We start from the raw sequence: 12835 nt of genomic DNA, 5'->3' as shown, positions 1-12835 counted from the left end.
CCCACGCGGGTAAGTGCCAACTACAGCTACCCTCCGTGCGGCAGATGCGGTACTCACCGACGCGAGACGCGAAGGGGCTGGACGACGGCATGGACGGGAACACCGGCAACAGTCACGGGCGCGTCGTCGCCGCCCTCGACGGCGTGAGCATGCGCCGCCACACCACCGGCCAGGTCATCCTCGACGGCGTCGGCTGGACCGTCCGGGCGGGCGAGCACTGGGCGCTGCTCGGGCCCAACGGGGCGGGCAAGACCAGCGTCCTGCGGCTCGTCGGCGCCACCGCCTTCCCCACCACAGGCACGGTAGACGTCCTCGGCCACCGGCTCGGCCGCGTCGACGTGCGGGAGCTGCGCACCCGCATCGGCCATGTCTCCACCTCCCAGCGTGTCCCGGGGGACCTGACCGGCCACACCACCGTCCTCACCGGCCACTCCGGCACCGTCCAGCCGCTGTGGAGGTCGTACGGCGACGAGGTGCGCGAGCGTGCCCACGGGTTGCTCGCCGAACTCCACATCAAGGAGCTCGCCGACCGCCCGTACGGCGTCTGCTCGGGCGGCCAGCGCGCCCGGATCCTCATCGCCCGCGCCCTCATGGCGGATCCGGCCCTGTTGCTGCTCGACGAGCCGTTCAACGCACTCGATCTGCCCTCACGCGAGGACCTCGTCGACACCATGCGTCATCTCGCCGTGAACCGGCCGGAGTTGTCGACGGTGACCGTCACGCACCACGTGGAGGAGCTCTCCCCGGCGATCGGTCACGCCCTGCTCCTGCGTGAGGGGCGCGTCCTCGCCGCAGGGGCGGTCGAGGACGTCCTCACACCGGAGCGCATGACCGCCTGCTTCGGCCGCCCCATCGAGGTGTCACGGCACGCGGGCCGCTGGCTGGCCCGCTCGGGCGGCTTCGGGTAGGCGGGAGCGCGTCCCGACGCCGTGCGGGTGGGGAGTCCGACCCCGGGATCGCGTCGGCGGGGCCCGCCACCGCCCGGACGGCAGTCGCACGCGGGCCCGGGCGTCAGGAGCCCGGGCCCGCTGCCCGCCGATGAGAGCGGAGGGGGCCGGGTCGCTGTGGGCAGGGACCCTCAGGGCTCCAGCAACGGCAGTCCGGCCGTACGCCACAGATCGCGGAACCCGTGCTCCACCCCGGGGCCTTCCGCCGCCGTACGCCAGACCCGTACGGTCGCCCCGCTCCCGGCGGGCCCGTCGAGGGGTGCCCAGCCCGGGTCGCCATGGGCGGCGAACCCGGCCCAGGCACGGGTCATGCGCCGGGAGAGTTCCTCGTCGGCCGCGCCGGGCGGGCCGCCGACGAGGAAGTGGACGCTCTCCTCGTGGAGGTTGCCGAAGGCGAACGGAATGTCCGCGCAGTGCCAGGCGCGCACCCGCCGCCCCGCCCGGTCCCGGCGGCGGTCGAAGCGGGCGAGGAAGGCCCGGCCGCCCGCCAGGGCGTGGGCCTCGGCGAGGCGGGTGCTGTACTCGGCGAACAGGAGGCCGGAGCAGAGGGTCAGGTAGACATCGAGCACCGGCGCGTCCGCCAGGAGCTCCCGGTGGCCCTCGACGAGTGACGCCGGAAGCCCGAAGTCGGCTGCGAAGACGGCCAGTCGCTCCTCCGATGTGACCTTCGCGCTGCTGCCGACCGCGTCCAGGAGCCAGTACTCCTCCGTGGTGTGGCAGACCAGCAGCTCCACCGCGCCGCCCGCTCCGGCCGCCAGTGCCTCCAGCGGGTCGGCGGTCAGGAGGACGCCGTCGGCGACCGGGCCGTAGATCGCCGGGTCGTAGTGGCGCCGCCCCGAGCCGGGGTCCTGTGCGTACCGCTCGCAGACCCGGTCCGTCGCGGCCACGAGGGCCTCGGGCGGGGCGGAGAGCAGCCCGGCGCGCGTGGCGGGCACCCCGGCCGCCGCCGCGACCTCGGCGGTGGTGCGGGCCGCCTGCTCCACCGTGGCGAAGGCGTTGACGGCGCTGTGCAGGACGGCGCGGCGGAACAGACCGCGCGCCCGGTCGGCCACCGTCAGGCAGGCCACGGAGGTGGCGCCCGACGACTGTCCGGCCAGGGTGACCCGGTCGGGCGAGCCGCCGAAAGCGGAGATGTTGTCCCGGACCCATTCCAGGGCGGCGATCTGGTCGAGGAGGCCCCGGTTGCCGGGGAAGGCCGCGGCGCCGCTGTCGGCGTCGTGCCCGCGCATGCCGTTGACGGCGACCGGGCGTTCCGGCATCTGGCCGAACCCCTCGAAGCCGAGGCGGCTGTTGAGGGTGACGACGACGAGCCCCCGGCCCGCCAGCGCTGTGCCGTCGAAGTCCGGCTGGGCCGAGGACCCGAAGACGTACGCGCCGCCGTGGATCCAGACCAGCACGGGCAGGTCGCCGGGCCCGTCGGCGGGCGTCCAGATGTTGAGCGTAAGGATGTCCTCGTCACCGGGCGACCAGCCCGGTGCGCCCGGCAGTTCGGCCGACTGGGGGGCCACCGGCCCGAAGGCGGTGCACTCCCGCACGCCGTCCCAGGGTTCCGCCGGCTGCGGCTCCCGGAACCGGCGGGCGCCGAACGGCGGTGCCGCGTAAGGGAGTCCGAGTACGGCGACGATGGCGCGGTCCCGGGCGGCGCGCCGCCCCCGTACCCTCCCCGACTTCGTCGTGAAGACGTCCACGGCTCCCACTCCCCCGTTACTGCCCCGTCCGGCGTTCGGCGCGGCCGGGCCAGCATGCCGGACCCCCGGCGCCACCACCACCGGATTGATCTTGGCCCGGTCTCCCGATCTCCCGGTCTCCCGGTCTTCCGCTCGCCTGCTCTCCCGCCCGCCTGCACGTGTGCGCCCCTGCCCGCGTACGCGTCGGCCCGGCTGCGGTCCGCCCGCGTACGCGTCGGCCCGACTGCGGCTCCGCCCGCGTGCGCGCCTGTCCGCCTATCCGGCGATCAGTTCGCGCACGGTGGCCATGTCGCTGAACGGCAGCAGTTCGCCCCGGATGCTCTGGTGCGGTTCGCTGCCCTTGCCCGCGATGAGCACGATGTCGGTCGGCCCCGCTTCCGCGAGCGCCGCGGCGATGGCCAGACGGCGGTCGATGATCCGCTCGAACGGTGTTCCGGTCGACGCGATGCCGGGGGCGATCTCGTCGAGGATGGCCTCGGGGTCCTCGTAGCGGGGATTGTCGGAGGTGAGGAAGCACAGGTCAGAGTAGTCGCCCGCGATGGCGCCCATTTCGGCGCGCTTGGTGGTGTCGCGGTCGCCGCCGCAGCCGAAGACGGTGATGACCCGGCCCCGGGCGAATCCCCGGATCGTGGTGAGGACCTTGCTGAGGGAGTCCGGCGAGTGGGCGTAGTCCACGATCACCGAGGTGCCGCCGGGGGTGTGGAGGCGCTCGAAGCGGCCGGGGATCTGCGGCATCCGCTCCAGCGCGTCGACCAGCCCGGCCAGATCGTGGCCGAGGAGGTGGCAGGCCGCCACCGTGGCCAGTGCGTTGGAGACCGAGAACCGGCCGGGCGAGGGGATCGCCGCCGGGTACTTGCGGCCGTCATGGTGCAGCGTGAACCGGGTGCCCGAGGCGTCCACGGTGAGATCGCTCGCGCGGTAGTCCGCGTCGCCGTCCAACGCGTACGTGGTCACGGCGTCGGGCATCAGCTCCCGGATCCCGGCGCCCACCGGGTCGTCGGCGTTGACCACGGCGCGCCGGCACAGCCCCTGGAAGAGGCGGAGCTTGGCGTCCCGGTAGTTCTCCATGGTGCCGTGGTCGTCGAGGTGGTCCTGGGTCAGGTTCGTGAAGACGCCGACGTCGATGAACGTACGGTCCAGTCGGTGCGTCAGCAGCCCCATCGAGGTGGCCTCCAGGACGACGCTGCCGGTGGCGCGGTCACGCATGTGCCCCAGCAGATACTGCAGATCGGGCGATTCCGGGGTGGTGAGCACCGAAGGGGGCATCGGGATGGGCTCGTCCCCGATGCGGCTGCCCGCGGTGCCGATCACCCCGACCCTGGCCCCCTCGGCGATCCGCAGCACCGACTCGGTCATGTACGAGACGGAGGTCTTGCCGTTGGTGCCGGTGATGGCGATCAGGTCCATCGCCCGGCCCGGTTCGCCGAAGTAGCGCGAGGCGAGGACCGCCGCGGCCTTGCGGACATCGGGGACGTGTACGGCGCACACGTCACCCAGTGCCGCGGGCAGCGGCGGCGCCTGTTCGTCGACGAGTACGGCGACAGCGCCGCGGGCGACCGCCGGGGCGACGGCTTCCGGGCCGCCGGCGATGTGGCCGGGCACCGCGGCGTAGACGGAGCCGGGGGTGACCCGGTCCGCGTCGAACGTCGCTCCGGCGGTGACGTCCGTGCGGGCAGGGGTTCCCCGCAGCACGTGGTGGTCCTGCCCGGCCATGAGGTCGCTCAGCTTCACGATGATCCCTTCGAGTGCGGCGCCGTCCGGCTGGTGCGGCCGTCGCCGGGAGGCGGCACGGGCGGGTGCGCCGTGGGCCGCGTGGTGCTGTGGAGCCGCTCGTGACTCTCGCGTCCGGCGAGCGCCGGAGGCTTGCGGTGAGCTCCGGCGCTCAGCGGGCCGGAGTGGTGGTGGGGCGGTGCGGTGATGCGGTGGTGTGGGTGAGGAGGCGGCGGGCCGGGGCGGTTACGCCGGGGGCCGGGGCGCCCGATGCTGCTGTCGGGAACCGAGCGCAGACCGCTAGCCGTGGCCGTGCAGTGCGGTACGGCCCGTTCCCGGCGCCGCGTCCGCGGGCGTCGGGGGCACAGCCGCGCGGGTGGCGGCCGGGGGCAGCACGGAGGCGGCCCGGTGCGGGCGTGTCCTCGGTTCGGTGCTGCGTCCCATGGGCCGAGTGTACGTGCGGTGGGAAGGGCCCCGGTCCGCCGCGGGTGCTCCGTCGGCCGGGGACGGCCGGGAGCAGCACCGGGTGCGGCCCGACCCACGGATGCGCGGCGAACGGGCCGCGACCTGCGTACGGACCGGTCCGCGAGGCCCGCCCCCGGCCCCGAGATCCGATCTTCCCTTTGCGGCCGGAGCGGGACCGGAGTGGAATTGCGTACAGGGGACAGTGGTATTCGGTACTCCCGGAGGAAAGGACGCGCCATGAGCGACACCGACTGGGGGGACGACGTCTACCAGCCCCAGGAGCCCGAGGCTTCCGACCCCGGCGAACAGCTCGACGCCGGGGACACGCTCATGGATCCGTCCGGCACCGGCGACCCGCTGGACGAGGGCTACGCTCCACCGGACCGCCCCTGGGTGGTCGACGGCCTCGGCACCACGGCCAACGAGCGGCACACCGGCGAGTCCCTCGAAGCGCGGCTGACCAGAGAAGTGCCCGAGCCGGACGGTTCCGCCGGCGACGGCGTGGGCGATCTGGTGGGCGGCGACGGCGAGCCGTGGGACGACGAGGTCGGCGTCGCCCGCGCCGGACGGCTGACCCAGCAGGCGGACGGAAGCGTCCCGGCCACCCTCACCGCCAGCGACGTGGGCATCGACGGGGCGGCGGCGTCGGCCGAGGAGGCCGCGATGCACGTGATCCCCGAGCCGGGGGACGACGACGCGCTCCTGGAGGCCGGTCCGGCGCCCGGAACCGGCCCCGCCACCGGTGGCACGGCCTCGCCCTCGCCCTCGCCGTGAGCGGGCCGTCGGCGAGCGCCCGCCCCTGAACGCGCCTGTCCCCGGGCCCGTACTCCCCTGCCCGAAGCACACCACGCACCGCCGAACGCACCACGCGCCTCCGAACGCACATAACGCACCGAACGCACCGACGTACTCGGATCCCCAGGAGCACACAGATGAGCGGCACTGCGCAGATCGGCGTCACCGGACTTGCCGTCATGGGACGCAACCTGGCCCGGAACTTCGCCCGCAACGGATACACCGTCGCTCTGCACAACCGCACAGCCGCTCGCACCCATGAACTCGTCGAACAGTTCGGCGATGAGGGTGATTTCGTCGCGACCGGGAGTGCCGAGGATTTCGTGGCGGCCCTGGAGAAGCCGCGACGGCTGGTCATCATGGTGAAGGCCGGGGAGGCCACGGACGCGGTGATCGCGGAGTTCGCGCCCCTCCTGGAAACCGGCGATGTGATCATCGACGGAGGCAACGCGCACTTCGAGGACACCCGCCGCCGGGAGCGCGAGCTCCGCGAGCAGGGCATCCACTTCGTCGGCACCGGCATCTCCGGAGGCGAGGAAGGCGCGCTCGACGGACCGAGCATCATGCCGGGCGGCAGCGAGGAGTCGTACGCCTCACTCGGGCCGATGCTGGAGAAGATCTCCGCGAAGGCCAAGGACGGCGCTCCGTGCGTCACGCATGTCGGGCCGGACGGCGCCGGGCACTTCGTGAAAATGACGCACAACGGCATCGAGTACGCGGACATGCAGCTGATCGGCGAGGCGTACCAACTGCTCCGCGACGTGGCCGGGTACTCCCCCGCGCAGATCGCGGACATCTTCCGCACGTGGAACACCGGGCGCCTGGAGTCCTATCTCATCGAGATCACCGCGGAAGTGCTCTCGCATGTCGACAAAGCGACTGGGAAACCCTTCGTGGACGTCGTGCTCGACCGGGCGGAGCAGAAGGGCACCGGCCGCTGGACCGTGCAGATCGCCCTTGACCTGGGTGTTCCCGTCTCCGGGATCGCCGAGGCCGTCTTCGCCCGCTCGGTCTCGGGCCACGCCGATCTCCGTGACGCCTCACGCCACCTGTCCGGACCGACCGCCCGCAAGCTCGGCGAGGACGAGGCGGCGGCCTTCGCCGACCAGGTCGAGCAGGCGCTGTACGCCTCGAAGATCGTCGCCTACACCCAGGGCTTCCACGAGATCGCGGCCGGCAGCGAGCAGTACGACTGGAACATCGACCTCGGCGCGGTCGCCTCGATCTGGCGCGGCGGATGCATCATCTGGGCCGCGTTCCTCGACAGGATCACCGGCGCCTACGAAGCCCGGCCCCGGATGGCCGGCCTCCTCGCCGACAAGGGTTTCGCGGAGGAGATCGCCGCGGCACAGGGCGACTGGCGCACCGTGATCGCCGCCGCCGTCACCCAGGGCGTCCCCACCCCGGCCTTCGCCGCCACCCTCGCCTACTACGACTCGCTGCGCGCCGAACGCCTCCCCGCCGCCCTCACCCAGGGCCAGCGCGACTACTTCGGCGCACACACCTATCACCGCACCGACCGCGACGGCACGTTCCACACCCTCTGGGGCGGCGACAGGACCGAGGTGGAGAGCTGACAGCCCCGCCCGGAGCCGATGCCGTCGGCTCGGCCGGTGACGCACTGCCGCCGGCCCCGGCATCCCGGTCTTCGGACGCCGGTGCCCCGCGCGCACGCCCGGGGAGGTCGCGGGGACGCGGGCCGGCCACCCCGTATCCGAAGTGCCCGGCGCGGTTGCGCTCCACGGACGGAGGGCGAGGATGGAACGGGGGGCAGGCCCGGGGTGGGGGGGGCACCAGCGGCGGCCCGCGAGGCCGCGCGAACAGGGCGCACGCGCCGCCCACGACATGGAGCCGACATGACCGATCCCCCGCTGCTTCCCCCTCCGATCACGCCCTACCTGGAACCCGCCGCGAAGGAACTCTGCGAGGCCACGGACCCACATCCGCGGATCTACGAGGTCCCCCCGGAGGAGGGCCGCGACATCCTGCTCGGCCTGCAGAGCGACCGGAGCGTCCCCCGCCCCGAAGTCGACGAGGAGTGGGTCGACGTGGACGCGGGCCAGTGGGGCACGGTCCGCACCCGCGTCATCCGGCCCAAGGGGGCCACCGGAGCGTTGCCGGTGGTGTTCTACATCCACGGCGCCGGCTGGGTCTTCGGCGACGACAAGACCCACGACCGCCTCTTCCGCGAACTGGCCGTCGGTGCCGGGGCGGCAGGCGTCTTCCCCGTCTACGACCGCGCACCCGAGGCCAAATACCCCACCCAGGTCGAGCAGAACTACGCCGTGGGCCGGTGGGTCGTGGAGCACGGAGCGGAACACGGACTGGACACCTCGCGGATCGCCGTCACCGGCGAGTCGGTCGGCGGCTGCATGTCGGCGGTGTTCGCGCTGATGAACAAGGAACGCGGGGGCATCGACCTCAAGGCGCAGGTCCTGCTGTACCCGGTCACCGACGCCGACTTCAACACCCCGTCCTACCTCCGGTTCGCCGAGGGCTACTACCTCACCCGCGACGGCATGAAGTGGTTCTGGGACGCCTACACCGGCAACCTCGCCCACCGCACGGAGGTGTACGCCTCGCCGCTCCGGGCCTCACTGGAGCAGCTCCGAGGCCTGCCCACCACGCTGGTCATCACCGACGAGGCCGACGTCCTGCGCGACGAGGGCGAGAAGTACGCCAACAGGCTGCGTGAGGCCGGCGTGGACGTCACGTCCGTCCGTGTGGCGGGCATGGTCCACGACTTCCTCCTCCTGGACAGCCTGCGCGACACCCGCGCCGCCAACGTCGCCCGCGGGCTCGCCGTCGACGCCCTGCGGACGGCCCTCCACGACGGCTGAGGCGGAGGGGGCTGCCCCGTCGGGCCCCTGGGGGCCTTCCCCCGGCCCGGGCCGGGCGTGCTCCCCCGGCCGGGCGCTCCCGGCGTGCGGTCGGGGACGGGACGTGCGTTAGTGGCTGCGAGCCATGTTCACCGTGGTCCGCGACCGCCGACCGTTCACCACCGGCGATCCACCGCCGTCCGTACACCGTCGTAGTGGAGTGCGCGCATGCCCGACGCCGTCCCTGATCCCGTCTCCGTCCAGCCCGTCGTGGCGCCGTTGACCAGCGCGGCGCTGTTCCTGGTCGGCACGATCGAGCCGGGCGGCGAGAGCGCGGTGCGGGACGTGCTGCCGGATCTCGCGGCCGTCGCCCGGTCGCTCGGCTTCCGTTACCCGGACGCCGGTCTCGCCTGTGTCGCGGGCTTCGGCTCCAGCGCCTGGGACCGGCTGTTCGCCGGGCCGCGCCCGGCTCACCTCCACCCGTTCCCGGAGCTGCGAGGCCCTCTCCACCATGCCCCGGCGACCCCAGGCGACGTGCTGCTGCACATCCGGGCCGAGCGGATGGACGTCTGCTACGCATGGGCGGCCCAGCTGCTCGACAAGCTCGGCGGAGCGCTGCGGATCGTGGACGAGACGCACGGCTTCCGCTATCTGGACCACCGGGACCTGCTCGGCTTCGTGGACGGTACGGAGAACCCGGTGGGCGACGACGCCCGTTCGGCGGCGCTCGTCGGGGCGGAGGACGACCCGGAGTTCGAGGGCGGCAGCTACGTCGTCGTACAGAAGTACCTGCACGACCTGACGTCCTGGAACGCGCTCTCCGTGGAGGAGCAGGAACGCGTCATCGGCCGCACCAAGCTGGACGACGTGGAGTTCCCCGACGACGAGAAACCCGCGGACTCCCACCTCGCGCTCAACACGATCACCGACCCGGACGGCACCGAACGGGACATCCTGCGGGCGAACATGCCGTTCGGAAGCTTCGGGAAGGGCGAGTTCGGTACGTACTTCATCGGGTACGCCGCCGATCCCGACGTGACCGAGCGGATGCTCCGCAACATGTTCCTCGGCGATCCCCCCGGGACGCACGACCGCATCCTCGACTTCTCCACGGCGGTCACCGGTTCCCTCTTCTTCGCCCCCCGCGCCGACTTCCTCGACGCTCCGCCGCCCCCGCCCGTCCTGACCCGCACCGGGGACCGGCCGGAACCGGTGCCCGCACCGGTCCGGCAGCAGCCTCTCGCGGCCGGGGTGGACCACGGTTCGCTGCGCATCGGCAGCCTGCAAGAAAGCGTCCAGTGATGAACAATCTGCATCGCGAACTCGCGCCGGTCACGCCGTCCGCCTGGGACGAGATCGAGGAGGAGGCCCGGCGCACCTTCCGCCGCCATGTCGCCGGCCGCCGTGTCGTCGACGTGTCCGATCCGGCGGGTCCGACCCTGGCCGCCGTCGGCGACGGCCATCTGATCGACATCGATCCGCCCACCCCGGACGTGGCGGCCCGGGCCCGGACATCGATGCCGGTCATCGAGTGGCGGGTGCCGTTCACGGTGACCCGCCAGGCTGTGGACGACGTGGAGCGCGGTTCCGCCGACAGCGACTGGCAGCCCGTCAAGGACGCGGCACGCACCTGCGCGTTCGCCGAGGACATGGCGATCATCGACGGGTACGGGGCGGCCGGGATCACCGGCCTGCGGGACGGCTCCTGCCACGATCCCCTCCCGCTGCCCGCCGACGCGCGGGACTATCCGGTGGTGGTCAGCCAGGCCGTGACGCGGCTGCGGCTGGCCGGTGTCGACGGACCGTACCGGCTGCTGCTCGGTGCGGACGCGTTCACCGAGGCCGCCGAGACCTCGGACCACGGGTATCCGGTCAAGACACACCTGAGCCGCCTGGTGGACGACGAGATCCTGTGGGCGCCCGCGGTCAAGGGCGGGGTGCTCCTGTCCACCCGGGGCGGAGACTTCGAACTCTGCCTCGGTCAGGACCTGTCGATCGGCTACGCGGACCACGACGCCACCAGCGTCCACCTCTACTTCCAGCAGGCCTTCACCTTCCGGATGCTGACACCGGAGGCCGTGGTCGGCCTGATCGCCTGATCCCCGGGGGCGCTCACCGGCGTGTGTCCGGGCGACCGAGCGCCCCCGTTCCGCCGAAGACCCGGGGGCAGCCATCAGGGACTCTGGCCGTATGACGCAGACGACTTCCGCACACCACGAGGGCGGCACTGCACCGCCGGCCGCCCGCTTCGACGCCGTCGTCCGGGCGGCCATCGGGCAGGGGCTGCTGGGCGAGGACAGCCCGGTCGCCGGATTCATCGACACGGAGGGCGTGCGCGCCTCCGTCGGCGACCTCCACGACGCCTTCGCCGCCACACCCGAGGTACTGCACACCTTCGCGGCCAAGGCCTGCTCCCTCGTCCCGGTCCTGCGGCTGCTCGCCGACCGCGGCATGGGATGCGAGGTGGCGAGCCCGGGTGAACTGCGGCTGGCCGTGGAGGCCGGGTTCGCCGCGTCCCGTGTCGTCCTGGACTCCCCCGCCAAGACCCGTGAGGAGATCCGGCTGGCGCTCGCCCTCGGCGTCGCCGTCAACGCCGACAGCCTCGACGAACTGCGCCGCATCGACACCCTCCGCACCCCGGGCACCGCCTCGGTCCTCGGACTGCGGGTCAACCCTCAGGTGGGCGGTGGCTCCATCGGGCCGATGAGTACGGCGACCGACACCTCGAAGTTCGGGGTCGCGCTGCGCGACCCGGGGGCCCGCGAGGCAATCGTGGAGGCCTTCCGCGAGCGACCGTGGCTGAGCCGGCTGCATGCCCATGTGGGCTCCCAGGGCTGCCCGTTGGAGCTGATCGCGGACGGGGTGGCACGGACGTACGAGCTGGCCGAGGAGATCAACGCGACGCTGGGCGTCCGACAGGTCACCAGCCTGGACATCGGCGGCGGCCTTCCGGTCAATTTCGCCGACGAGACCGTACGCCCCCGCTACGCGGACTACGTGGCGGCGCTGACGGCGGCGGCCCCCGGCCTCTTCTCCGGCCGCTACTCCCTGGTCACGGAGTTCGGCCGGTCGCTGCTGGCGAAGAACGGGTTCATCGGGGCCCGGGTGGAGTACACGAAGGACGCCGGGGGCCGCCGGATCGCGCTCACCCACGCGGGAGCGCAGACCGCCACCCGCACCGTCCTCATGCCCGATGCCTGGCCGTTGCGGATCGGGGCGTTCGGCCCGGACGGCACGCCCAAGGACGGCCCGCCGCTGGCGCAGGACATCGCGGGGCCGTGCTGCTTCGCGGGGGACGTGGTGGCGTACGGCCGGGAGCTGCCGGAGCTGGCCGAGGACGATGTGGTCGTGCTGTACGACACGGGGGCGTACTACTTCTCCACCCCGTGGGCGTACAACAGTCTGCCCCGTCCCGCGGTGTACGGCTTCCGGGCGGTGGCGGGGCTGAAGGACGGTTCGGGCCACGACGGACAGGTGACGTTCGTGACGGTGCGGGACGCGCAGTCGCTGGACGACATCGCGGCGGAGAGTGGTCTCGCGCACGCGGACGCGCTGATCGAACGGGGCGACTGAACGGGCGGGGCGATCGAACAGGCGGGGCCGGCACAGCCGAGGCCGGTCGGCCGTTCCGTCCAGGCCGGCCTGGACAAAACGGCCGACCGGCCGCCGGTCACGTCCCGGCGGGCTGCGGCTCGGGCTCCGGATCCGGTACGGGGTCCGGGCCAGGCGCGGGCGGCTGCGGGATCGGGTCCGGCGCGGGTCCGGGCGGCACCGGCCCGGGGCCCGGCGGCACGGGCGGCGGGCTGGGCACCGGGGTGGGCGGGCCCGGTACGGGCGGAGGCGTCGGCGAGGGCGGTACGGGGTCGGGGTACGGGTGGGTCATCGCGATCCTCCACAACGGCACGAAATGGACAGATGGAGCTTTCCTCCACCGTCTCCCGGAGCGGCTGCCCGCGCCTGCCGAGTCCACACATACGCTCGGCGCCAGCGGCCCGAGCCGGTGTGCCGGACCGCCCCGAATGGGCAGGACTCCGGCAAGCTGCCCGGACCTGGCTGGATCCGTCCGGATCCGCGACCGGCGCCGTCGATGCGAATGGGGTCCCTCATGCCCCTGCCGAGCGTTCTCGCCGTCCACGCCCATCCGGACGACGAGTCCCTGTTCTGCGGAGGCGTCCTCGCTCAGCACGCGGCCGGCGGCGCCCGGACCGCGGTGGTCACGGCGACCTGGGCGGAGGGCACGCACCGGGCCGCCGAGCTCGCCGAGGTGGACCGCGGAGCGGCGCCCGGCCGGATCGCCTCTCTGCCTGCGGCTGTTCAGCGCGAGGTGCTGGGGACCGAGTGGTACATCCGCCGGGACCTCGCGCCGCGGAACGGATCGGCCACGGCGCTCACCGCATGACGGGAAGCGTGG

At 73.2% G+C, this 12835-nt stretch carries 11 protein-coding genes; 8 read left to right on the top strand and 3 right to left on the bottom strand.

Features of this window, described 5'->3' with window-relative positions; genetic code table 11:
* Positions 1 to 89: 89 nt before the first annotated feature.
* Entirely contained in the window at positions 90 to 908 is an 819-nt protein-coding gene (locus ACIQRW_RS01985; protein WP_403753468.1) for an ABC transporter ATP-binding protein, read from the top strand.
* 170 nt (positions 909 to 1078) lie between these two features.
* Here ACIQRW_RS01985 and ACIQRW_RS01980 read toward each other — a convergent pair whose 3' ends face one another.
* From ACIQRW_RS01980 to ACIQRW_RS01970, 3 genes are all read right to left on the bottom strand, one after another.
* Positions 1079 to 2635 (bottom strand): carboxylesterase/lipase family protein, encoded by a 1557-nt coding sequence (locus tag ACIQRW_RS01980; RefSeq protein ID WP_403753012.1) that lies wholly within the window; start codon positions 2633 to 2635, stop codon positions 1079 to 1081.
* Between the two features lie 255 nt (positions 2636 to 2890).
* The gene (locus tag ACIQRW_RS01975; RefSeq protein ID WP_403753010.1) at positions 2891 to 4366 is read right to left on the bottom strand and encodes a UDP-N-acetylmuramoyl-L-alanyl-D-glutamate--2,6-diaminopimelate ligase; all 1476 of its coding nucleotides are present in this window, start codon (positions 4364 to 4366) and stop codon (positions 2891 to 2893) included.
* 279 nt (positions 4367 to 4645) lie between these two features.
* Entirely contained in the window at positions 4646 to 4789 is a 144-nt protein-coding gene (locus tag ACIQRW_RS01970; protein ID WP_403753008.1) for a hypothetical protein, read from the bottom strand.
* 258 nt (positions 4790 to 5047) lie between these two features.
* On the opposite strand from ACIQRW_RS01970, the gene ACIQRW_RS01965 reads away from it, so the two are divergent.
* The 7 genes from ACIQRW_RS01965 (at position 5048) to ACIQRW_RS01935 (ending at position 12823) form a co-directional block, all read left to right on the top strand.
* On the top strand, positions 5048 to 5584 hold the full coding sequence (locus ACIQRW_RS01965; protein WP_403753006.1) for a DUF5709 domain-containing protein: 537 nt from the start codon (positions 5048 to 5050) through the stop codon (positions 5582 to 5584).
* A gap of 158 nt (positions 5585 to 5742) precedes the next feature.
* Positions 5743 to 7182, top strand: coding sequence for an NADP-dependent phosphogluconate dehydrogenase (gndA, locus tag ACIQRW_RS01960; protein WP_403753003.1), 1440 nt, complete (start codon positions 5743 to 5745; stop codon positions 7180 to 7182).
* Between the two features lie 279 nt (positions 7183 to 7461).
* A complete protein-coding gene (locus ACIQRW_RS01955; protein WP_403753000.1) occupies positions 7462 to 8445 on the top strand; it encodes an alpha/beta hydrolase in 984 nt (327 codons plus the stop codon).
* 207 nt (positions 8446 to 8652) lie between these two features.
* Positions 8653 to 9726, top strand: a complete 1074-nt coding sequence (locus tag ACIQRW_RS01950; protein WP_403752997.1) for a Dyp-type peroxidase — start codon at positions 8653 to 8655, stop codon at positions 9724 to 9726.
* The gene (locus ACIQRW_RS01945) at positions 9726 to 10523 is read left to right on the top strand and encodes a family 1 encapsulin nanocompartment shell protein (protein WP_403752994.1); all 798 of its coding nucleotides are present in this window, start codon (positions 9726 to 9728) and stop codon (positions 10521 to 10523) included. Before ACIQRW_RS01950 ends, ACIQRW_RS01945 begins: the two co-directional genes overlap by 1 nt.
* 91 nt (positions 10524 to 10614) lie before the next feature.
* Positions 10615 to 11997 carry a diaminopimelate decarboxylase gene (locus tag ACIQRW_RS01940; RefSeq protein ID WP_403752991.1) on the top strand — a complete coding sequence of 461 codons (1383 nt, stop codon included), beginning with the start codon at positions 10615 to 10617 and terminating at the stop codon, positions 11995 to 11997.
* Positions 11998 to 12529: 532 nt separating this feature from the next.
* Positions 12530 to 12823: a PIG-L deacetylase family protein gene (locus ACIQRW_RS01935; protein ID WP_403752988.1), complete on the top strand. Its 294-nt coding sequence runs from the start codon at positions 12530 to 12532 to the stop codon at positions 12821 to 12823.
* Positions 12824 to 12835: the final 12 nt, after the last annotated feature.

The organism is Streptomyces sp. NPDC091287, from assembly GCF_044768525.1.
GTDB lineage: Bacteria > Actinomycetota > Actinomycetes > Streptomycetales > Streptomycetaceae > Streptomyces.
This window is presented reverse-complemented; position numbering and strand designations above follow the sequence as displayed.